The organism is Fibrobacter sp. UWT3 (genome assembly GCF_900230125.1).
In the GTDB taxonomy this organism is placed as follows: Bacteria; Fibrobacterota; Fibrobacteria; order Fibrobacterales; family Fibrobacteraceae; genus Fibrobacter.
Window position 1 is genome coordinate 1,574,955 of record NZ_OCSS01000001.1, and the last position, 25,955, is coordinate 1,600,909.

Sequence of the window (25,955 nt, forward strand, 5' to 3'; positions counted from 1 at the left end):
ACATTTTAGGCATCACAGACTAGAATGGAGCCTGAACAAATGTCTCTTACAAAAAAATGGAAACTTATCCTTGCCTCTCTTTCTTTTGCACTCTTGACCGCCTGTGCCGGTTCTTCCGGTGGTAGCGACGATAGCAGCTACGATGACGGTGACGATGCCGCCGCAGTCGAAGGCGGCAGCAGCAAGAAGGCTGCAGCCCCCAAGGAAGTCATTGACGAAAACAAGCTGAAGAAGACCGAAGACGAAGCCATGGCCGCTACCGAAGAAAACCATAAGCTCCGCAAGGAAATCTTCGACGCCAAGAACAAGCTCGGTATTCCTGTGGAACGTCCCGACGCCGAGTAGGCAACTTGGAACATTATTCCATATCAGATAACCTGAAGCGAATGATTTCAGGTGAAAACGAAGCGGTTTTCCGGTTACTGGAGAGCCGTTTTTGCGTTGAAATACAGAGCAGGCTTCCCGGGCTCACCGTTGTCGAAGGCAAAGATGCCGATATCCAGGGCCTATTTGCCGTTCTCGACCAGCTCAAGGTGAGCGCACGCAACGGAGATATCCATACCGCAGCCGAGGTGGAGCGCCTCTTAGGCGGCCCCCAGCCCCAGAACGTGCACGAACTGGACGGCATCCCGACCGAACCCATCATCCGCAACCGGTTCGGTGTCGCGATTGCACCCAAGACCCGCTCGCAGGTCGAACTGGTGAAGGCGGTCGCGAAAAACGACGTCATCTTCGCGAAGGGGCCCGCCGGTACCGGCAAGACGTTCCTCGCCGTGGCGCTCGCTGTCGCAAGCCTCGAGAACCGCGAAGCCGAACGCATCTGCCTGGTCCGCCCGGCAGTCGAGGCGGGTGAAACCCTCGGATTCCTGCCCGGCGACCTCAAGGAAAAGATCGCCCCCTACCTCCGCCCCATCCAGGACAGCCTCTCCGAACTCCTGCCGGCAGAAAAACTCCGCCGCTACGAGGAATCTGGCGCAATCGAAGTGGCCCCGCTCGCCTACATGCGCGGGCGCACGCTCAAGCGGGCCTTCATCATCCTCGACGAGGCGCAGAACACGACCGTCGCGCAGATGAAGATGTTCCTCACACGCCTCGGGCCGCACAGCAAGGCAATCATAACGGGCGACACCTCGCAGGTCGACCTCGCGAAGGGCGAAGAATCCGGCCTCAAGCACGCCATGCGCATACTTTCGGGCATACACGGAATCGCGCAGATTACCTTTGGCGCGACCGACGTGCTGCGCCACCCGCTCGTGAAAGACATTCTCCTCGCCTACGAACAAAAGGAAAAGAGAAAATGAAAAAGAAGCAGAAACGGTTACACCTCGTTATCGGGTGGGTGCTCATAACGGCGCTCGCCATCTTCCTTTTCCCCGACAAGAACATCGCCCTGCAGGCAGAACACCCGCACCTCGGCCAGCTGAGCACGCGCACCATCGTCTCGACGCTCAAGTTCGACATTCCCAAGTCCAAGCAGGAAATCGAAGCCGAGCGCCAGCGCGCCGAAGAGAAGGTGAGCGCCATCTTCGGGTACAACACCGACGAGACGAACCGCATCAGCGAAGACCTCAAGCAGTACCTGCAGAAGCTCGCCCAGTACGGCAACCTGCAGGCCCAGATTAGCGCGAACGGCGCAAACAGCGAGAACGGAGACTCCCTGCAGAGGAAGGTGCAGCAGGCTAGCCGCATCTACGAGACCCTCAAGCAGCGCGTGTCCGTCACCGCGATCCGCCCGCTCAGCCAGAACTCGAAGGCGCGCGACTCGCTCCTCGCCATATTCAACCGCATGCTCGAGAAGGGCGTTTCCAACACGCTCATCGCAAAGACCGAAACCGAAGTCCAACTTTTCAGCAACAACTACAACCTGCAGAACACGAAGGCGCTCATCTACAACAAGCCCACGGTATCGCTCATCAAGGACAGTGAAGAGAACACGCTCGAAGTGAGCGAAATCCAGCCCATCCAGCGCCGCATCGAAGAGGCGTTCAGCCAGCTGCAGCGCGCCTTCCCCACCGAACAGGGCCTACAGAGCGCATTCTACGAAGTCTTGTACGTGTTTACGCTCCCCAACGTGTTCTACCTCGAAAAGGAGACGCTCGCCCGCAAACAGGAGGCCCGCAACAAGGTCACGCTCATCAAGGGCATGGTCCCGCGCGGAGTCGAAATCGTCGCGCAGGGCACCCCCGTCACCAAGGAAGTCCTCGAAAAGCTCGAGGCGTTCCAGCAGGCCCAGCAGAAAGAAGAAAACGCACGCACACTTACGGCCCCCTATGGCCAGATGCTCGTATTCTTCATCATCATTACCGTGCTGTTCTGCTTCTTCGCGTTCTCCACGGCCACCAAGTCGCTGCGCACCCCGCGCCAACTCTGGAGCCTCATGGCGCTCATCGCCCTCCAGCTCGCCGTCTACTGGCTCATGCACAACTTCTCGGGCAACCTCAACAAGCTCGAAATGATGCCGCTCCCCGAAGGCATCGACTTCATGTGGATGTACCCGTTCGCCCTCACGCCCGTCATCGCGATGGTGCTTTACGAACAGCGCGTGGGTATCGCCTTCAGTGCTTTCTCGTCCATCATCTTCGGCATCCTGAACGGCTACGACCTCGCCGCGATGGTCGCCGTGTTCTGCGTGCTTTCCATCCTCACCTTCCCGCTCATACGCATCCGTTACCGCATCCAGTTCATCTGGTCCATCATCGCGGGTATCGTGGGGCTTGCAGGCGCAATATGCGTCATGTTCCTGCTGCGTAACCGCATGGGTGTCATCCCCTTCTACCAGACGCTTATCGCGGGCTCCGTGAACATCATGATTTGCACGGCAATCGCCTCCGTGTTCTTTATCCACCTTATCGAGCGCATCTTCGGCATCACCACCGTCCTCACGCTCATGGAAATGTCCGACTTCAACAGGCCTGCGCTCAAGCGCATCTCCGAACTTGCGCCGGGCACGTTCCACCACAGCATCCAGGTTTCTAACCTCGCCGAGAAGGTTGCCGAAAGCATCGGCGCCGACGCGCTCCTGGTGCGCGTCATGGCGCTCTATCACGATATAGGCAAGACGACGCGCCCCGAGTACTTTACCGAAAACCAGAAGCAGGGAATCAACCCGCACGACGACAACAGGCCAGAATACTCAGCCTCCATCATCGTCGGGCACGTGGAAAACGGCGCGATGCTCGCGAAGGAATACAAGCTGCCCGACATCGTTACCGCGGGCATACGCGAACACCACGGTACAACGCTCATACAGTACTTCTACTACAAGGCTGTCGAACAGGCCAAGGCCGAAAGCAAGACCGTCGACGAATCCAAGTTCCGCTACAACGGGCCCAAGCCGCAGACCAAGGAAACGGCAATCCTCATGCTCGCCGACATCATCGAGGCGACAAGCCGCTCCATGACCGACCAGAGCCCAGAGGCCATTGCCGACATGATCCACAAGACCATCCACGGCAGGTTCGACGAGGGGCAGTTCAGCGAGTGCGACCTCTCCATCAGGGAACTCTTCAAGCTCGAAAAGGAATTCCTGCACAGCCTGGACGGCACGTTCCATACGCGTGTCAAGTACCCCGGCCAGAAGTGACACTGTCGTTAGACAGTGTCATCCTGAACCCTGGAGACCATTAGGACGACAGGGCGAAGGATCCAGACCTGAACTTGTCAAAAAGCGGAGATTTTTTTTGAAAAAAAGAGAAAAAAGGGCTTTTTCTACTTGACAAGAAGCAATATCATTTGTATATTTGGCTCGTTGACTGATTTATCGGTCAAAACCACTCTGGGGTGGTAGCTCAATTTTGGTTAGAGCACCGGCCTGTCACGCCGGAGGTTGCGAGTTCAAGCCTCGTCTATCCCGCGATAAAACCCTCTCACTGAGAGGGCTTTTTCGTTTATCCCCCACTCCTACGCAGCAATCCGTTCGTGCTCCGCATATTGATATGCAACCGCGTGCACGTTCCAACCACACTCGAGCACCGCAAAGTATTTCCAATATACAAGTTCTCCAGATACAGAAAACCCGCGCCATGGAGCGCGGGTTTCAAATTTGCATTACTGCCTAGGAACTACCTTTTCTTCTTTTTCTTCTTGCCCTTCTTGTCTTCCTTGGCAGGCTTTTCGTCTTCCTTCTTCGGTTCTTCAGCCTTCGGAGCCGGCTTCTTCTCGCCACCGCGCAGGTCCTTCATCTTGAAGGTCACGTTGATTTCGGCGGTTTCGACCTTCGAGTATACTCCACCCGGGTCCTTCACCTTGAAGGTGAACTCGTCGAGGCCGGAGAAACCCTTGTTCGGCGTGTAGGTAAAGCTACCGTCACGTTCGTTCAGGTCGATCTTACCGTTGCGCGGGCGCTGCACCAACTGGGCAGACACGGGCTTTTCGCCATCCGGGTCAAGCACGCCGGCGAACAGGCCTTCAGAAGCGGGCACCTTGAGCACTTCGCCTTCCTGGGTCATGTACGTCTGGGACTTCGCAACCGGCGGGTCGTTCACCGCAATCACCGTGAATGTGGCGGTCTTCGAGGCCTTCGCGCCTTCGGGGTCAGTGACCGTGAAGGTGATGCGTTCCGGCTTGCCGTTCCAGTTTTCGTGCGGCTGGGCAACCGTAATCGTCCTCTTGAACTTGTCGTGCTTCACGTCAAGGAACTTGTTGCCGGTCCAGCTCCACTTGAGCTCTTCAGGCCTGTGGTCCTTGTCGCGGGCGTACTGATCGGTCTTGATAACCGCGAGCACACCGTGGTTGTCGTCTTCCTTAATGGTGTAATCGGGCATATCGCGCATCACCGGAGCGGCGTTCACGTGCTTCACCACGAACTTCACCACGGTCTTGTCCATGCCGCCGGACGGGTCCTGGGCCATGAACACGAGCGTTTCTTCGCCGAACCAATCCTGCTTCTTGGGCTTCACGACGGCTTCACGGCCACCGGAAATCATCACGTCGAGCATCTTGGCACCCGTCACCTTCCACTTGATTTCGTGCGGCTTGTGGTCGGGATCAGTCACGTACTGGTCAAGCTTGATAGCCTTGAAGGACTTGCCTTCGAGCGTTTCCTGGCCCGGGATTTCCTTCACGACCGGCGGGTCGTTCACCGGCTTCACCGTGTACTTCACGTTCACGGAGGCCTTCTCGCCCGACGGGTCGAACACGTTCACCGTCACGGTTTCAGTACCGTACCAGTACTTGTTCGGGGTTTCGCAGGTCAACACGCCCTTGTCGCTGATGTTGAAGATGAGTTCATGCTTCACAGGAGCGGCCTCGGGTTCGGCATGCTTGCCCTTCTTGCCCTTCTTGGCAGGGGCTTCCTTTGCACCCGGCTTGTCGTTATCGAGCGTCCACTTGAGTTCGCTGAGCTTGTTATCCGGGTCGTTCACCACCTTGCTGAAGTCGAACGGCTGGAACTGCTTCTTTTCTTCGATAACGAACGGCTGCACCGGCTTGAGGGTCGGCGGGTCGTTGACCGGAGTCACCTCGAAGGTGGCGGTCTTGGAAGCGCTAGCACCAGACGGGTCCTTCACGGTGAACGTGAGGGTTTCCTTGCCGAACCAGTTCGGGTTCGGGGTCACCACCATGGCGCGGCTGCCCTTGATATCAACCTTCAGGTCCTTGTTGCCCGAAACAGACCAGCGGAGTTCGGCAGGCTTGTTGTCCGGGTCGGTAGCGGCCTTCGAGAGGTCGACCGGATCGAACTTTTCCTTTTCCTTGATTTTCTGGCTCGGGATGGCATGCACGACCGGCGGGTCGTTCACCGGAGTCACCTCGAAGGTAATCTGCACGGATGCCTTCGCGCCTTCCGGGTCAATCACATCGACCTTCACCTTCTCGGTACCGCTCCAGAACTTGTCCGGAGTCGTGACCACGAGTTCCTTCTTGCTATTCACGGAGGCCTTCAGAGAGCGGGTTGCGCCCACCTCGAACTTGAGGGCACCGAAGGCATGGTCCGGATCAGACACAAACTGCGAGAGTTCGATCGGCTTGAAGTGTTCCTTCTCCTGGATAGACTGGATAGGAATCGGCTTGATTACCGGAGCGTCGTTCACGGATTCCACCGTGAAGGTTGCAGTCTTCGAGGCCTTCGCGCCTTCCGGGTCCGTCACGGTGAAGGTCACATTGCGTTCGCCATGCCAGTACTGGTCGGCAATCTTGATGCGGGCAATGTTCCTGTTGTCGATTTCCACCTGGAAGTCGTCAGCCGGGGCCGGAGCCGGAGCGGCTTCTTCTTCCTTCTCTTCCTTGGCGCCCTTCTTGCCCTTCTTAGCGGGCTTCTTCTTCTCTTGCTTCTTCGGAGCAGGAGCAGCACCACCGGCCTTGGCGACCGTAGCCGTCCAGGTGAGCTGTTCAGGCTTGTGGTCCGGGTCCTTCACGAACTTGTTCAGGTCGATTTCCTTGAACTGGCCCTTCTCCTTGATCTTCTGTCCCGGAATGTCCTTCATTTCCGGAGCGTCGTTCACGGAGGTAATCTCGAAGGTCACCGTCTGCGACGTTTCTGCGCCGTCCGGATCCTTCACGATAAGCACCATCGTCTCGGGTGCGCACCAGAAGTACTTATCCGGAGCGGAAACCGTGAGGATACGGCTCGAGGAAATTTCGGCCTTGAGTTTCTTGTTACCGGAGATGCTCCAGGAGAGTTCATTCGGCTTGTTATCCGGGTCCTTCACGTATTCATCAAGCTTGATCTGCTTGAACTGTTCCTTTTCCTTGATCTTCTGGTCAGGAATCTTCTTCACGAGCGTCGGCGGGTCGTTCACGCGGGTCACTTCGAAGGTCATCTTGTGGTTGGCAGATGCGCCTTCGGGGTCGGTGACCGTGAAGGTGAGCATCTCGCGGCCAGACCACTGCGGGTCGGGCACGGACACGAGAACAGTATTGTCCTTGCGGATGTCGACCTTCAGCTGCTTGTTGCCCGAGACGGTCCACTTGAGGCTAGAAGCCGGGTGGTCCGGGTCATGCGCGAGGCTTGCGAGGTCAATCGTCTTGAAGCGGCCGCCTTCGCGGATGGTTTCACCCTGCGGAGCCTTGTCCGAAATCTTCGGCGGGTCGTTGATGGAACGAACTTCGAAGTGAGCGGTCTTCGAGACCTTTGCACCTTCTGGGTCGGTCGCGGTGAACGTGATGTTCGCGGCACCATTCCAGTACTTGTTCGGAATTTCGATGGTTGCAACCTGGTTGCCATCCACCTTGACCTTCAGGGTTTCGCCAGCAGGAGCCTTTTCTTCGGCCGGCTTCTTGCCCTTCTTCGGGGCAGCCTTCTCGGCACCGCCAGCCTTCGCGGGCTTCACGTCGAAACTCCACTTGAGTTCGGAAGTCTTGTGGTCCGGGTCCTTCACGAGGTCAGCCAGCTTGATGGGCTGGAACTGCTTCTTCTCGTCAATGGACTGGTCCTTGAGTTCGCGCACGAATTCAGGAGCATCGTTCACGGATTCCACTGTGAAGGTAACGGTACGGCTGTCGGTTGCACCTTCCGGGTCGGTCACAGTGAACTTGACCTTCTCGGTACCGTGCCAGTTCGGGTTCGGCTGAGTGACGGTCACCTTGTGGCTGCCATCCATCTGCACCTTGAGTTCCTTTGCACCTTCGATCTTCCACTTGAGCTTGTTCTTCGGGTGGTCGAGGTCTTCCACAAAGTTGTCGAGTTCGATAGGCTTGAACTGGCCCTTTTCCTTGATGGTCTGGTCAGCGATATCCTTCATCACCGGCACGTCGTTGATGGACTTCACGGTAAAGGTCACCTGAGTCTTGGCGGTAGCGCCTTCCGGGTCGCTCACGGCGAAGGTAACCTTCTCGGTACCGTTCCACATCTTGTTCGGGGTCTTGATGGTAGCCTTGCCATCCTTGGCAATATCAATCTTCAGTTCCTTGGTGCCGGTCACTTCAATCTTCAGCTTCTCGAACGGATGGTCCGGGTCCTTGATGATGGAAGCGAGGTCAATCGGAGCGAATTCCTGCTTCTCTTCGATGGTCTGGTCATCAATCTTGCCGATGGTCGGAGCATCGTTCACGGAGGTCACGGTAAAGAGTGCGGTGCAGGTAGCCTTGCCGCCTTCCGGGTCTTCCACCTTGAACGTAATCTCTTCAGCACCGTTCCAGTTCTTGTCCGGAATCACGATGCGAGCCATGCGGTTCTCGACCTTCACGGAGAGCTTCGGGGTGTAACCCTTCGGAGCACCCTTGGCGGCCTTCACGTCGAAGCTCCAGGTGAGCTGTTCGGGCTTGTGGTCCGGATCGCTCACGATGTCAGCGAGGTTGATAATCGCGAATTCACGCTTTTCAGGAATGGTCTGGTCCTTGATGGGCTTCGTGAACACCGGCAGGTCGTTCACAGATTCCACGGTGAACTTGACCTTGCGGGAATCAGATGCGCCTTCCGGGTCAGTAACGGTGAACGTGACCGTCTCTTCGCCATGCCAGAACTTGTTCGGGGCGGTAACGGTCACCACGCGCTTGCTGTCCATCTGGACCTTCAAATCCTTGTTGCCAGAGAACGTCCACTTGAGCTTGGAGTTGTCGTGGTCCTCGTCCTTCACGAAGTCGTCGAGGGCGATGGTCTTGAACTGTTCCTTCTCCTTGATCTTCTGGCTCGGGATATCCTTCATCACCGGCACGTCGTTGATGGACTTCACGGTGAACACGGCGTCGGTCTTGGCAGAGGCGCCTTCCGGGTCGGTCACGGTGAAGGTCACCTTTTCAGAGCCGTTCCACATCGGGCTCGGCGTCTTGATGGTAGCGACACCGGCCTTGTCGATATCAATCTTCAACTGCTTGTTGCCGGCAACGGTCCACTTCAGGTCCTTGAAGTCGTGGTCGGCATCGCTAGCAAGTTCAGCAAGGTTCACGGAATTGAACTGCTGCTTTTCGTCGATCATCTGGTCCGGAATCTTCTTGAGCACCGGCACGTCGTTCACGGAGGTCACGGTGAACACGGCCTTAGACGTAGCCTTGGCGCCTTCCGGGTCCGTCACGGTGAAGGTGATTTCTTCGGCACCGTTCCAGAACTTGTTCGGGATAATAATCTTTGCAACCTGCTGGGCATCGATTTCCACATTCAAGCCGGCTTCCTTCTTCTTGGAACCGGCAGCGGGCTTCACTTCCACGCTCCAGGTCAGTTCGGAGGCCTTGTTATCCATATCGCGCACCATCTCGCCGAGCTTGATGGGCTGGAACTGTTCCTTTTCCTTGATGGTCTGCGGATTCACCTGCTTTACGAATTCAGGCACGTCGTTCACGGATTCCACCGTGTAGGCCACAGAGCGTTCGTCGGTAGCGCCTTCCGGGTCGGTCACCTTGATGGTGAGCGTCTCGGAGCCGTTCCACTGCGGGCTCGGCGGAGTAACCTTCATCACGCGGTTGCCATCCACAGACACCTTGAGTTCGCGGTTGCCCGTGATGGTCCACTTGAGTTTTTCCTTGGCGTGGTCGAGGTCGTCCACGTACTTGTCGAGTTCAACAGGCTTGAATTCCTGCTTTTCCTTCACGGTCTGTTCCGGGATATCCTTCATGACCGGCGGGTCGTTGATGGACTTCACGGAAAGCTTCATCGAGGTCTTCGCGACTCCCCCATCCGGGTCGGTCGCAGTAAACGTGATAGTCTCGGAACCATTCCAGAGTTCGTTCGGGGTCTTGAACGTGACCTCGCGGGTCTTCTGGTTGATGTTGACCTTGATATCCTTGTTGCCGGAAACCTCGACCTTCAGCTTGGAGATGTCGTGGTCCGGGTCAGAGAGGTATTCGTCAAGCACGATGGAGGAAAGTTCGCTCTTTTCCTCGACTTCCTGGTCCGGAATCTTCGTGAACACCGGCTTGTCGTTTATAGAATTAACAGTGAGCGTAACAGCCTGCTTGATGGAAGCGCCTTCCGGGTCAGTGCAGGTGAAGGTCGCGATGGCGGTACCGTTCCAGTAGGTATCCGGAATCTCGATGGAGGCCACGCGGCTCTCGTCGATGTTCACGTTGAGTGTGCCGGACTGCGGTTCCTTGCCCTGGTGCTTCACGTCCACATCCCAGGAGAGTTCAGAATTCTTGTGGTCGGCGTCCTTCACGTATTCGTCGAGCTTGATCTTCTGGAACTGCTTCTTTTCGTCGATGGTCTGGTTCGGGATGGTCTTCGTGAATTCCGGCTTGTCATTCACGGAGTTCACCGTGAAGGTCGCCTCGGATTCGGCACAGGCGTTAGCCGGGTCGCAAACCTTGAACTTGAGGGATTCGGAACCGTTCCAGAACTTGTTCGGGATTGCAATCGTGGCAACGCCGCCGGCAACCTTGACCTTCAGGTCCTTGTTACCGGTAACTTCCCACTTGAGCTGTTCCATCTTGTGGTCCGGGTCCTTCACGAGCTGGGAAAGCTCGATTGGCTTGAATTCCTGCTTTTCTTCGATGGTCTGTTCAGGCACGTCCTTCGTGAACTCCGGCGGGTCGTTGACGGATTTCACCGTGAAGGTGGCCTTCGTGCTCACGGCCGCACCGGCGGGGTCGGTCGCCGTAAAGGTAACGGTTTCGGAACCATTCCAGAACTCGTTCGGGATCTTGATGTTCGCCGTACCGTACTTGTCGATATCGAACTTGAGGTCCTTGTTGCCAGCGATGGTCCACTTGATCTTCGAGACGTCGTCATCGACATCGCTCACGAAATCGGTCAGGGAGATAGACTCGAATTCGTTCTTCTCTTCGATGGTCTGGTCAGGAATCTTCTGGAGTACCGGCGCGTCGTTAATCGGCTTCACCGTAAAGAGGGCCGTCTTCTTGTCGCTCGCATACTCGCCGTCAGTCGCGGTAAACGTAATCTTCGCTGCACCGTACCAGTTGGTATCGGGTATCACGATGGTCGCAACGCGCTTCGGGTCGATTTCCACGTTGAGGTCGCCGTCTGCCTGGTCCTTGCCCGCCGGTTGGATGTCGAATTCCCACAAAATCTGGTCCTTCGGGTGGTCCGGGTCGGTCACGAAGTCATCGAGCTTGATCTTGGTGAACTGCTTGCCTTCGTCGACGGTCTGGTCGGGAATGTCCTTCATTACGGGCGGGTTGTTCACGGACTCGACAGTGAAGTTCACCGTCTCGGAGCCAACGGCACCCTTGGTATCCTTCGCCTCGAAGGTAATGTCTTCGGAACCGTTCCAGTACTGGTCGGGCACCTGCAGCGTAGCCACGCGGTCGTTCGAGATATTGACCTTGATGCTCTTGTTGCCCGACACGCTCCATTTGATCTTGTCCGGCTTGTCCATATCGTCGGACACATAGTTGTCGAGCTTGATCGGCGCGAACTTGCCACCCTCGTTAATAGATTCGCCAGGAATCCCGTTCACCGACGGAGCGTTGTTCTCTACCGCCGGAGCACTATCGGAATTTTCCTGCGCGATAACGACAGAGGCTAACACTCCAGCCGATGCCAAAAGCGCAGTTACAGGCCAATTCATTCTTTTCTTCATTTACTATCTCCCATTAAACATACCACAAGCATCTCCAAATGACGCTTGTAAATCATAATATGATCTCGGAGTCCAAATATAATGTATTTATTTCACAAAAAATCGCCTTTTTTCGCAAAAAAACGGCATTTTTCAACGGGTTCGCGGCTAAAATAACACGTAAGTCGTTGACTGTCAACGACTTAGCGCAATAAACACGTGGAATGTTCCAAGTTGGAATAAACGGCAAAACGCAGAAAAATGACAGAAAAACGCAAACTTCGTGTTTTTACAAAAAGTTTACATAAAAGCGGAACAAAAAGTTCCGAAAATTCACGATTCGTACCTTTTTGAACGTGACAGAAAAGGACCAAAAATTTATTTTTGTAAAAAACAAATAAATCAATCCAGGACAAACTATGAAATTCGTATTCCTCTGCGACGCCAACTACCTCAAGGGCGACCTCGTCAACTTCGTCAACAACTTCCCGACGAACCACGAACTCGTCACCATGACCTCCGATGACCTGCTGCAGTCCAAGTCCGTCATGGAAGGCACCTTCGCCATTCTCGCCGAACGCGCCACCTGGCAGAAGAACTTCAGCCTTTTCCGCTACTTCGGCCTGCTCCCGATGCTCGAAGTGCTCCCGCTCGGCGTCGTTTCCCGCGGCCGTCGCGGCGAACCCCTCAAGGGCCGTAGCCAGAACAGGAACCAGGAAATCTACTTCAACCCCTCCGCAAGCCCCGAGGAACTCTACATGCAGGTAGACAAGTTCGTCGCCGCTCCCCCTTCCGGATTCTCTTACCCGAGGGGCCCGAGAGGAGCAGCCAAGGTCTAATCGCGCATGCAGCGTCAGGTTCTTGACTACCTGTATGCTCAAGGCGAACTGGTGTTCGCGGTTTTCCCAGGAAGCCCGGCACCCTGCGAGGCCTTAGAAAAATTCGCGCTGGCACTTAACGCTGGCGCGTCTTTTGTAGTATTCGACTTCTCGCAAAAACGCGAGGGCAATACGGGAATCCCGCTGAAGGACCTCTTCACGCGAATTCTAAACAACGACGAGCTGCAATCGCTCGAAGGCGCAAAGCAGGCGGGGCTCGTGTTCGCGGGCTTCGGCACGCTCGACATAACCGAAGAACACTTCCGCACGTTCTACCACAACCTGCAGCTCATCAAGAAGATGGTGCCGCACACGGTCGGAATCCTCCCGGGCGACGACCCCACCGCCCTCGACGAAAAGATTCTCGACATCGCAAAAATCGTGCTCGTGGGCGGCAACAGTACCGACGAGGCGGCAGCGTTTATCGAGGACAGCGCGCCACTTCGCAAGAAGAACATCCTGTGGCTCCTCGAAAAAATGCCCGAAAAGAAGCGCTTCCCCAAGTGCGTAAAGGCCATCAGGAAGGGCTCGAGCAAGGATATCCGCAAGAAGGTCAAGGGCGGCATCGAAGGTGCGGGCGAAGCGCTCGCCGAATGCGTGCAGTGGATTTCGAAGGAAGAAATCCTCAAGAAGAACCCGATGGAAGGGCTCTCGAGGCTGTTCCGCAACCTCTTCCCGCTGTTCCTGCTGGTGGCGCTCCTCGTGCCGTTCATCTACCCCACGAGCATCGAGACCACGCATTCCAACATGCGCGACCGCATTCCCGAAAGGAACAAGCTCTCGGTCGCCCCCTCGTTCGACTACACGTTCGACGGGAAGGAAAACCTGAGGCGCATCGCACGCTACGCCATCGGGCGATTCAACGCAGTGATTTCGGACGACAAGATGATTCGCCAGTACCTAGAAGAAACGATAAGTGAAAACGGCTACAAGGGCCAGGGCTGGGAATCGAACGCGCTCGCCGTGCCGCCGCAAGGGACGGTCATCAAGTTCTCGCGCCCCGACAACCTGGGCAAGACCGCAGCCGATTCCATAGGCGCCGCATGGAAGTACTGGACCTCCATTCTCTCCGATAGCATCGCCTACATAACCGAGTTCTATAACGAGCGAGGAATCGGCGGGCGAAAGCACAACGGCATCGACCTCGCATCGCGCAAGGGCGCACGCATTCTGGCCCCGTTCTCCGCGAAGGCTTACACCAGCAGGGAAGAGCGCGGCGGCGTAGTTATCGGGCTTGTTCGCGAAAAGGACGTGATGCTCTTTATGCACTGCGACCAGTTACTTTATCTTGACGGGCAAGAGGTTATGCAGGGCGACCCGATTGCGACAGTCGGCATGACCGGACACACCACCGGGCCGCACGCACACGTGGTTACAGGCGTGATTGACAGGCGCGGGAACAACCGCATCGGCAACGTTAAGTACAAAGTAATCGACCCCATCGCGTGGTACTACAAGTTCAAGCCGAACACTCCCTAAAAGGCGTTTCAGCACCCCCCAAAAAGCAATTTGTGCGCACCGTCACAAATCGTTCCGAAAATCGGAGTGACACGTGTCACAACTAAACTTTTATTTTGCTGTTTTGGGGCATTGGTAAGGAAATAATTACAAATTCACTATCGCCAACTAATCAACAATTAAATAACTTTACCCATGGTTTAGGGAAATGGGAAAATACGTGAAAAACAACACGGAGAAACATTAAAAATGAAATATGGATATGTGGCCTCTCTCATTCTCGCAGCAGCACTGTTGGCCGGCTGCTCTGGCATCAAAACCCCAAAGGCAGATCTTGCAAGTCATGACTCCCGTCATGATATCCCTGCAATCGACCAGATGATTGTCGAAATGAAGCAGGATTACATCCAGGCCTGCTACATGCCCGTCATCAAGAGGGATCCTCCCATTAACGCCTGCCAGACGGAACTTTTCCAGATGCTGGAACGCCGCTACCACATGAACTACACGCAGAACCATGTCGACATGGCAAGCAATGACCTGTTCTTCAAGGACGTGAACACGAAAATCACCGAACTCTTGAGAAAGGACCGTGAAGTCGGCAATGCGGCCCGCAGGGCTTTCGGTAGCACCAACGAGATGATGGCTTACTACCGCGAAGCGTACAAGTTCCAGACAAACTAAGACCGTTCGCGCTACACTCGGGTATTAAATTACTCCGGTATGCGCTCACTCTCGCAACCGCCCCTGTTTAATAACAGGGGCTTTGTTGCTCACGGGAAGACCGCTCGTTCGACATTTCGGGAGTCGAGACCTCCGGTTACTCACTCGCTCTCACTGCAAAGGCCCGTTGATACGGGCCTTTTCCGTTCACGGGAAGACCGAGCACTCACTCCCACTGCAAGCCGCTCGCGGTTTAACCACGCGCAAAAAAGCGTTTTTAGGGGAAATTGGGGATTAAATATGAAAAAAACAGCTTTTCAATACCCCAGACGATGAGCGCGCGGGCGTATCGTGAGACGTAGGTGGCTCGTATTGACGAGCCATCGGAGGCGAGAGCGCGTGAAAAACCGTAGGTTTCAATACCCCATACGATGAGCGCGCGGGCATATTGTGAGACGTAGGTGGCTCGTATTGACGAGCCATCGGAGGCGAGAGCGCGTGAAAAAACGCAGGTTTAAATACCCCAGACGATGAGCGCGCGGGCGTATTGTGTGAGCCGCGACACATTGGTAACAGCAGTAAACGTTTTATCCCCTTAAAAATCACCTTTCGCGCGGTTCTGAATCTATTTTTCTGAATGTAAGTGAGGTACCAATGAATATTCGCAAATTTTCACTCCCCGCGGCAATCCTTTCTGCAGCACTGCTCCCGATGAGCGCGCTTGTTGCCTGTTCCGACGACTCCAGCAATTCGAGCGCCGTCGACGAACCTATCGTCGATATCCCCGGCAACCCCGACATCGGCGATGGCACCGTTATTCCCAGCAACCCCGATATTGGCGACGGCCAAATTATCGAAGTGCCCGAAGCCAAGGATACCACGTTCCTCGCTCCCGATGAACCCGCCCCCGAAGGCGGCTACACGGGAACGCTCACGGGCGTTTGCGAAAAAGGTCCCCTCAAGGCGGGTTCCGACGTGAAACTCACCTTCCTTGATGATGCTCTCTCCCCCACAGGCAAGAGCGTTTCCGCCAAGGTCGCAGACGATTACGGGAAATACACCTTGCAATACACCGGAATGACATCGTACGCCATGCTCGAGGCTACGGGCGCATTCCTCAACGACATCATGGGCGATGTAAGCGCATCGATTACACTCAAATCCCTGATTCGCGCCATTGACGGCGAGACCGCCAACGTGAACGTGATGACCCACCTCGAGGCCCCGCGCATCGCCTACCTCATGAAGGAAAACGGCATGAGCTACGCCGAAGCACAGGGCAAGGCCGAAAGCGAAGTGCTGAAGGCCTTCCACATGAAGAACTTCACGGTCTCTGCACGTAACCTCTCCGTGCTCGGCGCCACCGAGGCAGACGGAAACCTGCTCGCCATGTCTCTCCTGCTCCAGTCCGAGTACGCCTCCGCCGAAATGCAGACCGTTCTCGATTACGTCGCCGCCGACATCGAGAAGGACGGCTCCTGGGACGATGCCACCATCCGCGCGAAGATTGCCGACTGGGCCTACCTGCAGAAGATGGACGAACTCTCCTACTACCTCGAGAACATCTCCCCTGCCCTCCCGAGCTTCGACCAGAAATTCCGTACCTTCTGGTTCCAGGAATTCGGTCTGGGCGTTTGCGACTCCACCATCCAGGGGAAGCTTGTCGAGAACAGCAACCAGCTTAGCGCATACCACGGCAATACATTTGTATGTGCCGACACCACCTGGCGCGTTGCATCTGCATCGGCCCTCCAGAACCGCGAAGGCACCGCACTCTTTGGCGAATGCACCGACGCACTCGAAGGTACCGTCAAGGAAGCGGACGGAAAGAAATTTATCTGCAAGAAATCCAGTTGGAAATACGCAAGCGACACGGAACTCCTGGACATCGCCGTTACAGCGGCGAACGGAGCGTGCACAAGCGCAAACAACGGAAGCGTTGTCAAGCACGAATCCGGATATGCCCTATGCCAGAATTCCACTTGGAAAAAACTGAACGCCACTCCGGTTGACTACTCCAAGGGCCGCGCCATGAACAAGAAGCTCGGTGCGGGCATCAACCTCGGTAACGCCTGGGAATCCAAGGGCCAGAAGGGCTCTAGCGCCGACTGCGGCTGGGGCAACTGCATCAAGGACGAATATTTCAAGATTATCAAGGATGCCGGTTTCCAGTCGGTGCGCATTCCTGTACGCTGGAACTACGACGCCGAACAGAACGCCCCCTACACGCTGGATAACGGGCGACTCTCTGGAGTGAAGGCCGATATCGACCTCGCTCTCGCTCAGGGCCTCGTCGTCATCGTGAACTTCCACCATTACGAAGAACTGAACAACTACGCCGTCAACTACGACAGGAACCCGAGCGGCTACGAGAACGAGAAGAAGCGCTTCCTCGGCATGTGGGAACAGGTGGCGAAGGCAATGAACGCCTATGCCGACGACCAGGTGGTTCTCGAAATCTTGAACGAACCGCACGACATGAAGAACAAGCAGGTTGACGACCTGATGATGTCCGCCTACGAGGTCATCCGCAAGAACGCCCCGGGCAAGACCATTATGTTCGAAGGCAACGGATATTCCAAGTTCGCACAGATTTCCAACGTGCAGCTCCCTGCCGACGGCAACATCATCTTCACGGGCCACTACTACGAACCATTCTCCTTCACGCATCAGGGTCACGGTTACGACTGCGGAACGAGGCTGAAGGATAGCGACATTTCCAAGATGCCGAACCAGTTCAAGGCATACGTGGATTCCGCCCTCGTGCACTACCCCGACATTAACGGCGGGCACATCCCGATGAACATGGGTGAATTCGGTGTATCGACATGCAGCGGCAACGGCCCCACGAGCGAAGAACGTGCAAAGTGGACCGACGCGGCCATCAAGGCAGCAGAAAGCTACGACATGTCCTGGCATTACTGGGGACTCACGGGCGTGGGCGGCTTTGAAGCCTACTCGGGAAGCTGGAACAGCAACCTCCTGAACGTGTTCAAGAAGTACCTCTAGGATTTCTCCTTGGATTGACGGGGGCGGCGCAAGACAGCGCAGCCCCTTTTTTCTATATTTGTGCCCGCAATAATCAAACTCAAAAGAGACAAAACTATGGGAAAATCACTCTATCAGAAGATTTTTGAAAGCCACACGGTAGCAAAGCTCCCGAGCGGCCAGTGCCAGCTCTTTATCGGGCTCCACCTCTGCCACGAAGTCACGAGCCCGCAGGCTTTTGCGCAGCTCCGCGAAGAAGGCCAGAAGGTTCTGTTCCCGGAACGCACGTTCGCCACGGTGGACCACATCATTCCGACCACCTTCCCGGAACGTAACCGCCCGCTCAAGGACGGCATTTCCGAAGAGATGTTCTCCCATATTGAAAACAACACCAAGAACAACGGCATCAAGTTCTTTGGCCCCAGCACCTGCGAACAGGGCGTGATCCACATCGTGGGCCCCGAAGAAGGCGTGACCCAGCCGGGTATGACCGTCGCTTGCGGTGACTCGCACACGGCAACGCACGGTGCCTTCGGTGCTATCGCGTTCGGTATCGGCACGAGCCAGGTGGCCGACGTTCTCGCCACCCAGACGCTCGCCATGAGCCCGCTCAAGACTCGCCGCATCAAGTTCACCGGCAAGCTCAAGCCGGGTGTGACCGCCAAGGACGTGGCCCTCGCCTACATCGCAAAGCTCGGCGTGAACGGTGGCGTTGGCTACGCTTACGAATTTGCAGGCCCGGTCATCGAAGAAATGGGCATGGAAGGCCGCATGACGGTCTGCAACATGGCTATCGAAGGTGGCGCCCGCGTCGGTTACTGCAACCCCGACGAAAAGACGTTCGAATACCTCAAGGGCCGTCCGTACGCCCCGAAGGCAGACAAGTGGGACGAGGCCGTCGCTTACTGGAAGTCCGTGGCTACCGACGCCGACGCCCAGTTTGACGACGAAGTCGAAATCAACTGCGACGAGCTCGAACCGATGGTCACCTGGGGTATCACTCCGGCCCAGGCCATTCCGCTGAACGGCAACATGCCGAAGATCGACGAATTTACCGGCAGCGAAAAGAAGGTCATCTCCGAAGCCTATGAATACATGGGCTGGGAAGAAGGTTCCAAGATGATTGGCCGCCCCATCGACATCGCCTTCGTGGGTAGCTGCACCAACGGCCGCCTCAGCGACTTGCAGGCCGCCGCCGAAATCATCAAGGGCCACAAGGTTGCCCCCACCGTGAAGATGTGGGTCGTTCCGGGCTCCATGAAGATCAAGGTGGAAGCCGAAGCTCTCGGTCTCGACAAGATCTTTAAGGAAGCCGGTGCCGAATGGCGCGAAGCAGGCTGCTCGCTCTGCCTCGCCATGAACCCGGATAAGCTCAAGGGTCGCCAGGTCAGCGCAAGCTCCAGCAACCGTAACTTCAAGGGTCGCCAGGGCAGCCCGACGGGCCGCACCATCCTCATGAGCCCCGCCATGGTGGCCGCCGCCGCCATCGAAGGCTGTGTCACCGACGTCCGCAAGTACATCAAGTAACGCTAAGGAGATTTAAAAAATGAATTCTATCGACATTGTTAAAGGTTCCGGCGTTCCTGTACGCGGCAACGACATCGACACTGACCGTATCATCCCGGCACGCTTCCTCAAGTGCGTCACGTTCGAAGGCCTCGGCGACAACGCCTTTGCCGACGATATCGCAGGCCTCGCCGCTCAAGGCAAGGTCCACCCGTTCCGCGATCCGGCCTACAAGAACGGCTCCATTCTCGTCTCGAACCAGAACTTCGGTTGCGGATCCAGCCGTGAACACGCTCCGCAGGCACTCAAGCGCTGGGGCATCCGCGCCATCATCGCCGAAAGCTACTCCGAAATCTTCTTCGGTAACTGCGTCGCTATCGGCGTGCCTTGCTACAAGGTGAGCCACGAAGTGGCTGACAAGATCCTCGCCTGGATCGAAGCACACCCGAGCGAAGAACTCGTCACCAGCACCGAAAGCCGTACGCTCAAGATGGGTGACGAAACCATCGAGCTGACGCTCGCCGACGGCCCCCGCGGTCAGTTCCTCGACGGCTCCTGGCACGCACGTTCCGCCCTCATGGCCAACGCCGACAAGGTGCAGGAACTCGCAAGCAAGCTGCCGTATATGAACTTTCTGAAGTAGTCTGTAGGAATTGTCATTGCGAACCCCGAATAGGGGTGAAGAATCTCCTACCCCACTACATTAGCAATTCAAAAGCGTCCAGGTTAAAAGCCTGGACGTTTTTTGTTTTATTCAGAGAAGTATGCTTTTTCGATTTTCTTACTTAAACGCCTTCCCCACCCATTCGGCCAGTTTTCCGTTTTTAGCGAGTTCGGCGGTATCCTTCATTTTGAAATTCGGATAAAGCGCTTGAATTTGCGATGCGGTTTTGCCTTCAATTTCGTTGTTGAAACCGAGAATGTAGTGCATCGCAATCATGTAGATGATTTCGGTAGGAGCAGCCCCACAGACTTGATTCTTGACGATATGCTCCAGCCTCTTTGCATCGTCGGGGAAGATTTTCTTCATCTTCTTTGAACGATAAAGGCGCTTGATAATTTCGGTGATATAGAGTCCCGATTTCATGTACAGGTCAGCGAAGGTATGCTCCGGGTCATCGAAACAGCCCGGAGTTTCCTTTTCGAGCATATCCACCATGTCCTTTACGACTTTTTTCGGTGTAAAGATTTGGTTCGTCTTCTGCGGCGGAATATAGTCGAAAATATCGCCATTCACGTCATCCTCGAAATAATCGGCAAGCTCGGAGCGTTTGCGCATAAATTCCTTCACGGAATCGTTGAATACGACCGAATCAAAGAGATGACCGTCATAGTGTTTTTTCTTTCCGTCATTTTCGTCGGTGTAATCGCCACCATCGCGAAGGAATTTGAATTCGTTAACAGTAATACTTGTTACTTCGAGGAATACGTTGCCCGGAATGTCGCGTTCAAATGTTTCGAGAGTCGTATTGTCATTTCCGTAGGCCATCAAGAAAGAGGGAATCGTGCGAGCAAATCCGCGCAGGTGGTCGCGAACCTTTTCTTCGATATCGTTCTTCTTCTTTTCAATCTTGCTTTCTTCTACAGCCTTGACGGTTTCCTCTGTCGCCTTTTTCCAAATGTCCGATGTATCCGAAACGGTTTCTTTGAATTTTTTCTCAGCAGCATCTATTTCCTTTTTGAATTCTTGCTGAATTTGCTTTTCTTCGGCTTTAGAATTGCAGTTTTTCAACGCCTCGTCGCGCTTATGTTCCGCTGTACCGGCTTCTATCTTGAAATCGGCGGCGGCAGAACTGATTTTCTTCTGCCCATAATCATGCAGTTTGCGCTCAAATTCCTTGGACTGAGATTTGGTCATGTCTTGGCCAAACTTGACCTTGGCTTCTTCGGCAACATCCTTTACAGAAGCATCGTAAACAGTGGTCAATTCCTTAACGACATTTTCAATTTCCGTGGGCTTGTGGTCTCGCAGTAACCGATTCACGTCTTTTTCAAAATCATTCGATTGTCTTGCGAATACCGGGTCACCGAACTTATCGGCGGCGGTCCCGACCACCTGTTCTGAGGGAACATCGACATTTCCATTACCATCAAGTGGAAGTTCATTAGCCTGTTCTGGGGTGACAATATTCTTGTCTGCGTCCGCCTTGGTGACAGGATTCACCTTCTTGAGGATGTCGTTTACAATCGAAGGCGCAGCAAAAATTCCGCTGATATTCTGGAAAAGGGAATTGCTCATAAAACCATGATTCACGACTTCTGGATTTGTAGTTTTTTTAATAGTGGGTTCATGAACAACCATATTCATTACCGGTTAAGTTAAAATATATCCTTTTTTCTTGTTAAGTGGTATACCCTTGTGGTCTAGGCAGCCTGTTTTGACAGCCTATATTCCACCGGTGTCATGTAACCGAGCGAACTATGGAGCCGTTTCCGGTTGTAGAACAGCTCGATGTACCTGAAAACGGCCTCCCGCACGTCTTCGATGTCCTTGAAGTCTCGCCTGTAGGCCATCTCCTTCTTGAAGCTTGCGAAGAAGCTTTCCATGCAGGCGTTGTCGTAGGGGCAGCCCGGGGCGCTCATCGAGGGCGTTATCCCATTCTCCGAGAGCATCGTGCGGTAGCCCATGCTGCTGTACTGCACGCCACGGTCGGAATGGAAGATTAGTCCGTCGTGATGGCCGCGTTGCATGATGGCATTGGACAACGCGCGCTTGACAAGTTCCGTGTCGATGTTCTTGCTCACGGCATAACCCACCGCCTCCTTGTTGCATAGGTCAAGTACCACGGCAAGGTACACCCAGCCAAGCGTAGTCTTGACGTAGGTGATGTCGCCGGCCCAGACGGCGTTCAGACTGTCGGGATCGAACTTCCGCTGCACCAGGTTCTCGCTGTACATGGAGTCACATTTGCCCTTGCGGTAGGGTTTCCATTTCTTGAGCGTGACCGGATAGAGACCGTTCTCGCGCATGATGCGGCGCAGTTTCCACACCTTTACCTCGTCACCCTTGTCATGGAGTGCCGCCTGCATCTTCGGGCAACCGTACACGCGGTGGTTTTCTTCGAAGGTGTCGCGGACCTTCTGGACAAGCCGTTCTTCGCGGGCCTTCTTCTCGGCACGTTTTTCCTGCTGGCGCGACCACTGGTAGTAGGAACACTGCGGTATTCCTAGGGCTCTGCACATCTTCCTGACTGAGTATTTCTTGCGGTTCACGTGTATCGCCTCGCATTTCAGTCGTGTGGTCGCATAAAGATGTGCAGGGATTTTTTTAGGATCTCTACCGTCTCCTTCTCGTCCGCAAGCTCCTTTTCACGCTTCTTCAGGAGTTTTTCCAGTTCCCTGTTCTTGGCGGCGAGTTCCTCGACGGACACCTTGCGGATTCGCCGTTCCTCGCGGTAGCTCGGCAGGTTGTGTTCCTTGCGGTACTCGTTTACCCACCTACCGACTGTATTGGGCCCGATTCCGAGTTCCTTGGCTATCTGATTTGCGGACTTTTCGCCTTTCAGGACCAGTTTGATGACTTGTTCCCTTGTCTCGGAGTTGTAGTTGACTTTTGCCATTGTTTTACCTTTTTGGGGTTGCGCAATGAATATAGTAGCTTATGCTACCCTCTTATTAAACTCCTGCATGGTCCAAAAGCTCGTTGTCCATAATTTTCGCTCCTCAAAAAAATCACTCTCCATTAATATAAACAAAGGTCGCCCAAATAGGCGACCTTCTATCATAAAAAGTGTATTTATTACCCGAGGCGCTTGTTGACTTCGTCCCAGTTGACGATGCTCCAGAGCGCCTTGAGGTAATCCGGACGGCGGTTGCGGTAGTCGATGTAGTAGGCGTGTTCCCACACGTCGAACGTGAGGAGCGGCTTGAGGCCCTTGGTGAGCGGGTTCTGGGCGTTACCTTCTTGCGTAATCACGAGCTTGCCGCTCGCATCGGCGGAGAGCCAGACCCAGCCGGAACCGAAGAGGCCAGCACCCTTCGCCTGGAATTCTTCCTGGAATTTTTCGAAGGAGCCGAAGTCGCGGGCGATGGCTTCCGCGATCTTGCCCGAGGGGGCGTTGCCGGCCTTCGGGGCGGCAAACTGCAAGAAGTACATGGAGTGGTTCAGGAACTGGCCCGCGTTGTTGAAAACGCCGCCTTCGGAGGTTTTCACGATGTCTTCGAGGGACTTGCCTTCGAAGGCGCTGCCCGGAAGCGCCGCGTTCAGGTTGTTCAGGTAGGTCTGCAGGTGCTTGCCGTAGTGAAACTCGATGGTTTCGGCGCTGAGGGCCGGGGCCAGGTCCGCCGCCGCATACGGGAGGGCAGGCATTTCAAATTTTCCGTTTTTCTGTTCAGTCATTGTGTCTCCTTGGTTAAATGCTACTCTCTATGAATTCCTTGCGGAACGTGCCGTTGCCGAGCAAAATGTCGATGGGCAACTTCTTGAATTCGTACTCGTAAGGCGGCTGCTTCCAGGCGAAATCCTTCGGGTACTCGTTGAAGATGTACTGCAAGAGCTTCACCGCCATATCGAAACTGCGGAACTTGTCGCGGTCGAGCACGTGAATCTGCGCGCCCCCGCAAATCTGCCCCGCACCCTTGTGGAACGTGGGCTGGAAGTAGTTCTCGCGGAAATACACGCCGGGCAATTTCAATCCGTTCATGTACTTGCAAAGTTTGACCGCATCGATAAACGGCGCGCCGAAAATCTCGAACGGGCGCGTGGTGCCGCGGCCTTCGCTCACGTTGGTCGCCTCGAAAAGGCACATGCCGGGGTAAACGATGGCGGTATCGAGCGTAGGCATGTTCGGGCTCGGCAGAATCCACGGGAGCCCCGTCTGGTCGTACCACATCTTTTTGTCGTAGCCTTCCATGCCGAGCACGTAGAGTTCGCACTTGGGGAAGCGTTCTTCCTTGAACTGAACCGCCAGTTCGCCGATGGTCTTCGCGTGGCGCGTGCGGATGCTGTGCAGGCCCACGAAACTCGTGTAGTCGAGGTCCAGCACCGGGCCTTCTTCATCGATACAGTTGATGGGGTTCGGGCGGTCCACCACAATCACGGGGATTCCCGCCTTCTCGCAGGCTTTCATACAAAGGAACAGCGTCCAGATGAACGTGTAGTAGCGGGCGCCAACGTCCTGCAGGTCCACGAGCATCATGTCCACGTGGCTGAGCATCTCGGGCGTGGGTTCGCGGTGTTCGCCGTACAGGCTATAGACGGGTATGCCCAGTTCGGGGTCGGTGTAGCCCTCCCATTCGATCATGTTGTCCTGGGTGTGGCCCTTGATGCCGTGCTGCGGTCCAAAAAGCGCCGAAAGCTTGAACAACTTGCCGTCGTATTCCTTGAGGAGGTCGAGGGTGTAGTGCAGGTCCGGGAGTACCGAAGCCGGGTGGAGGACAGCGCCGAGGCGCTTGCCCTTGAGGTTTGCGGGGAAAGCCTTTTCAAAACGTGTAAGTGCGAGAGAAACCATAGTCATTAGTTGTTGGTCATTAGTAATTGGTCATTAGTTTTCAAGAAAATACAAATAAAAGGGACATGGCAGGGCCCGGAAACGAAAAAAATTTCAAAAATGGCACAAAATGACAAAATGAATTTTTTATTTTTGGGATAGAAACAAAAACAAACAGGATAGTATTATGGCATATCTGAACAAAGTGATGCTCATTGGCAATATCGGTAAGGACCCTGAAATTCGTATGGGCCAGAACGGCGGACGCAAGCGCGTCTCGTTCTCGCTCGCCACCAGCCGCCGCTACCGCGACAACAACGGTGAACAGAAGGAACAGACGGACTGGCACAACATCGTGGGCTGGGGCAAGATCGCCGACATCGTCGAGCAGCTCGGAATCCACAAGGGCATGAGCCTCTACGTGGAAGGCACCCTCACCAACCGCAGCTGGACCGACCAGAACGGCCAGAAGCGCTACGTGACCGAAGTGAACATGGACACCTTCCAGCTTCTCGGACCCCGTGGCCAGGGTGGCGCTCCCGGTGCCGCACCCGCAAGCTCGTACAACCAGCAGAACAGCTACTCCCCCGCCCAGAACTCGGCTTCCGCGTACGACGCCCCGATGGATGGCGACGGCGACGACCTGCCGTTCTAGTAGCGCAGTCCTATGAACCAGGACGTAGCCAATATTGCATTGATGTTCGTGCTCCCGCTCGGAGTGACGTTTATTACCATACTCCAGTCAGCGGCTGCCGAACGCAATACGCACAAGATTATAGGGGCAATTCTCTCGCTGTTCATCGTCGTGATGGACTGCCTGTTCTATTTCGCGAAGAACTCCTTCATCAGCTACAATGCCGATGGAGGGCTTCTCCTTGCATTTGCAAGCCTCATGCTCTTCGGCGTGCTCTACACGGTACGCAGCGAAGAGATGCCCGCGAAATTCGCGAACGGGCTCTTTACCGCATTCATGCTCGCCGCATTTGTCGGCATCGCCTACTGGGAACGCCCGACGCTCCTGGTCACTTCGGAATATACGCCGGCAGAACTCGCCGCGCAGAACGCGAAGTACCAGGACTACATCGCATCGTTCCAGAACGGTGAAGGCGGCAAGTGGCAAGAGGCCCCGAAGGCACCTGCCGCAAGGAACGGTGGAGCCAACGCCCAAGCGAACTCTCCGGCGCAAAAAACGCAGATGTCCGAGGCTTCGCTCTCCAGGCTCGAGAAGTACATAACTGAATGTACGAAGGTCATTGACCGCATGAACGCCATCATGGCGAGCATCGAGAACTTCGGCACGCTCCCTGCAAACGTGAGCGAATCCGAACGCGAAAAGAAGAGCCAGCAGGCGCTCGCCATCAACAACAACGCGACCGCGCTCAACAAGAAGACTCTCGGGCTCTTCCACCCGCACGAATCGAGCGAGGCGCATTCCGAAATTATACAGGCGAGCGAAAGCGTTCGCCTTGCCGCCTATTCGCTGTACACCTACGCCCTGCAAGAAAACGCAGAAGAGCAGGCGAACCAGTACAGGCAATGCCGCAACCAGATTGCGCAGGCCAGGGCTTCCCTGGAGCGTTTCTGGATCGACATACAGAACTTAAAATCAAACAACCAACCTCAACAAGAAGATAACTAAAGGTTAA

17 protein-coding genes and 1 tRNA gene are annotated in these 25,955 nt (G+C 55.3%); 12 read left to right on the plus strand and 6 right to left on the minus strand.

Annotated features, from left to right (window positions below; all coding sequences use genetic code 11):
• Nucleotides 1-39 precede the first annotated feature (39 nt).
• The 4 genes from CRO08_RS06850 (at nt 40) to CRO08_RS06865 (ending at nt 3,853) form a co-directional block, all read left to right on the plus strand.
• Nucleotides 40-345 carry a hypothetical protein gene (locus CRO08_RS06850; protein ID WP_097035561.1) on the plus strand — a complete coding sequence of 102 codons (306 nt, stop codon included), beginning with the start codon at nt 40-42 and terminating at the stop codon, nt 343-345.
• 41 nt (nt 346-386) lie between these two features.
• The gene (locus tag CRO08_RS06855; RefSeq protein ID WP_097035562.1) at nt 387-1,301 is read left to right on the plus strand and encodes a PhoH family protein; all 915 of its coding nucleotides are present in this window, start codon (nt 387-389) and stop codon (nt 1,299-1,301) included.
• Nucleotides 1,298-3,583, plus strand: coding sequence for an HD family phosphohydrolase (locus tag CRO08_RS06860; protein ID WP_097035563.1), 2,286 nt, complete (start codon nt 1,298-1,300; stop codon nt 3,581-3,583). Before CRO08_RS06855 ends, CRO08_RS06860 begins: the two co-directional genes overlap by 4 nt.
• A gap of 194 nt (nt 3,584-3,777) precedes the next feature.
• A tRNA-Asp gene (locus tag CRO08_RS06865) sits at nt 3,778-3,853 on the plus strand.
• 208 nt (nt 3,854-4,061) lie between these two features.
• Here the strand turns inward: CRO08_RS06865 and CRO08_RS06870 are convergent.
• Nucleotides 4,062-11,408, minus strand: coding sequence for a tandem-95 repeat protein (locus CRO08_RS06870; protein ID WP_255252266.1), 7,347 nt, complete (start codon nt 11,406-11,408; stop codon nt 4,062-4,064).
• A 398-nt stretch (nt 11,409-11,806) separates the two neighbouring features.
• On the opposite strand from CRO08_RS06870, the gene CRO08_RS06875 reads away from it, so the two are divergent.
• The 6 genes from CRO08_RS06875 to CRO08_RS06900 all read left to right on the plus strand — a co-directional run bounded on the left by CRO08_RS06875 (nt 11,807) and on the right by CRO08_RS06900 (nt 19,523).
• Nucleotides 11,807-12,226, plus strand: coding sequence for a hypothetical protein (locus CRO08_RS06875; protein ID WP_073113979.1), 420 nt, complete (start codon nt 11,807-11,809; stop codon nt 12,224-12,226).
• 6 nt (nt 12,227-12,232) lie between these two features.
• Nucleotides 12,233-13,744: a M23 family metallopeptidase gene (locus CRO08_RS06880; RefSeq protein WP_097035564.1), complete on the plus strand. Its 1,512-nt coding sequence runs from the start codon at nt 12,233-12,235 to the stop codon at nt 13,742-13,744.
• Nucleotides 13,745-13,987: 243 nt separating this feature from the next.
• Nucleotides 13,988-14,407, plus strand: coding sequence for a hypothetical protein (locus CRO08_RS06885; RefSeq protein WP_255252267.1), 420 nt, complete (start codon nt 13,988-13,990; stop codon nt 14,405-14,407).
• Nucleotides 14,408-15,040: 633 nt separating this feature from the next.
• Nucleotides 15,041-17,395 carry a glycoside hydrolase family 5 protein gene (locus CRO08_RS06890; protein WP_097035566.1) on the plus strand — a complete coding sequence of 785 codons (2,355 nt, stop codon included), beginning with the start codon at nt 15,041-15,043 and terminating at the stop codon, nt 17,393-17,395.
• Between the two features lie 96 nt (nt 17,396-17,491).
• Nucleotides 17,492-18,901 (plus strand): 3-isopropylmalate dehydratase large subunit, encoded by a 1,410-nt coding sequence (gene leuC / locus CRO08_RS06895; RefSeq protein ID WP_097035747.1) that lies wholly within the window; start codon nt 17,492-17,494, stop codon nt 18,899-18,901.
• Nucleotides 18,902-18,920: 19 nt separating this feature from the next.
• Entirely contained in the window at nt 18,921-19,523 is a 603-nt protein-coding gene (locus tag CRO08_RS06900) for a 3-isopropylmalate dehydratase small subunit 2 (RefSeq protein ID WP_072810665.1), read from the plus strand.
• Between the two features lie 138 nt (nt 19,524-19,661).
• Here CRO08_RS06900 and CRO08_RS06905 read toward each other — a convergent pair whose 3' ends face one another.
• The 5 genes from CRO08_RS06905 to CRO08_RS06925 all read right to left on the minus strand — a co-directional run bounded on the left by CRO08_RS06905 (nt 19,662) and on the right by CRO08_RS06925 (nt 24,336).
• The gene (locus CRO08_RS06905; RefSeq protein ID WP_176495081.1) at nt 19,662-21,188 is read right to left on the minus strand and encodes a hypothetical protein; all 1,527 of its coding nucleotides are present in this window, start codon (nt 21,186-21,188) and stop codon (nt 19,662-19,664) included.
• A gap of 56 nt (nt 21,189-21,244) precedes the next feature.
• The gene (locus tag CRO08_RS06910) at nt 21,245-22,093 is read right to left on the minus strand and encodes an IS3 family transposase (RefSeq protein WP_176495013.1); all 849 of its coding nucleotides are present in this window, start codon (nt 22,091-22,093) and stop codon (nt 21,245-21,247) included.
• Nucleotides 22,094-22,110: 17 nt separating this feature from the next.
• Entirely contained in the window at nt 22,111-22,440 is a 330-nt protein-coding gene (locus CRO08_RS06915; protein WP_073321178.1) for a transposase, read from the minus strand.
• A 179-nt stretch (nt 22,441-22,619) separates the two neighbouring features.
• Nucleotides 22,620-23,219: a superoxide dismutase gene (locus CRO08_RS06920; protein WP_097035568.1), complete on the minus strand. Its 600-nt coding sequence runs from the start codon at nt 23,217-23,219 to the stop codon at nt 22,620-22,622.
• Between the two features lie 13 nt (nt 23,220-23,232).
• The gene (locus tag CRO08_RS06925) at nt 23,233-24,336 is read right to left on the minus strand and encodes a DUF1343 domain-containing protein (RefSeq protein ID WP_255252268.1); all 1,104 of its coding nucleotides are present in this window, start codon (nt 24,334-24,336) and stop codon (nt 23,233-23,235) included.
• A gap of 160 nt (nt 24,337-24,496) precedes the next feature.
• On the opposite strand from CRO08_RS06925, the gene CRO08_RS06930 reads away from it, so the two are divergent.
• Complete coding sequence (locus CRO08_RS06930) at nt 24,497-24,964, plus strand: single-stranded DNA-binding protein (protein ID WP_097035570.1); 468 nt, start codon at nt 24,497-24,499, stop codon at nt 24,962-24,964.
• Between the two features lie 12 nt (nt 24,965-24,976).
• Nucleotides 24,977-25,948: an NADH dehydrogenase subunit 6 gene (locus tag CRO08_RS06935; protein ID WP_141398266.1), complete on the plus strand. Its 972-nt coding sequence runs from the start codon at nt 24,977-24,979 to the stop codon at nt 25,946-25,948.
• Nucleotides 25,949-25,955: the final 7 nt, after the last annotated feature.

Bases quoted from the DNA above. Each gene is read 5' to 3' on its own strand.
- CRO08_RS06915 (WP_073321178.1), bottom strand. From the start codon at position 22,440: ATGGCAAAAGTCAACTACAACTCCGAGACAAGGGAACAAGTCATCAAA.
- CRO08_RS06920 (WP_097035568.1), bottom strand. From the start codon at position 23,219: ATGACTGAACAGAAAAACGGAAAATTTGAAATGCCTGCCCTCCCGTAT.
- CRO08_RS06905 (WP_176495081.1), bottom strand. From the start codon at position 21,188: ATGAATATGGTTGTTCATGAACCCACTATTAAAAAAACTACAAATCCA.
- CRO08_RS06850 (WP_097035561.1), top strand. From the start codon at position 40: ATGTCTCTTACAAAAAAATGGAAACTTATCCTTGCCTCTCTTTCTTTT.
- CRO08_RS06860 (WP_097035563.1), top strand. From the start codon at position 1,298: ATGAAAAAGAAGCAGAAACGGTTACACCTCGTTATCGGGTGGGTGCTC.
- CRO08_RS06890 (WP_097035566.1), top strand. From the start codon at position 15,041: ATGAATATTCGCAAATTTTCACTCCCCGCGGCAATCCTTTCTGCAGCA.
- CRO08_RS06935 (WP_141398266.1), top strand. From the start codon at position 24,977: ATGAACCAGGACGTAGCCAATATTGCATTGATGTTCGTGCTCCCGCTC.
- CRO08_RS06875 (WP_073113979.1), top strand. From the start codon at position 11,807: ATGAAATTCGTATTCCTCTGCGACGCCAACTACCTCAAGGGCGACCTC.
- CRO08_RS06855 (WP_097035562.1), top strand. From the start codon at position 387: ATGATTTCAGGTGAAAACGAAGCGGTTTTCCGGTTACTGGAGAGCCGT.
- CRO08_RS06870 (WP_255252266.1), bottom strand. From the start codon at position 11,408: ATGAAGAAAAGAATGAATTGGCCTGTAACTGCGCTTTTGGCATCGGCT.
- CRO08_RS06900 (WP_072810665.1), top strand. From the start codon at position 18,921: ATGAATTCTATCGACATTGTTAAAGGTTCCGGCGTTCCTGTACGCGGC.
- CRO08_RS06925 (WP_255252268.1), bottom strand. From the start codon at position 24,336: ATGACTATGGTTTCTCTCGCACTTACACGTTTTGAAAAGGCTTTCCCC.
- CRO08_RS06880 (WP_097035564.1), top strand. From the start codon at position 12,233: ATGCAGCGTCAGGTTCTTGACTACCTGTATGCTCAAGGCGAACTGGTG.
- CRO08_RS06930 (WP_097035570.1), top strand. From the start codon at position 24,497: ATGGCATATCTGAACAAAGTGATGCTCATTGGCAATATCGGTAAGGAC.
- leuC (WP_097035747.1), top strand. From the start codon at position 17,492: ATGGGAAAATCACTCTATCAGAAGATTTTTGAAAGCCACACGGTAGCA.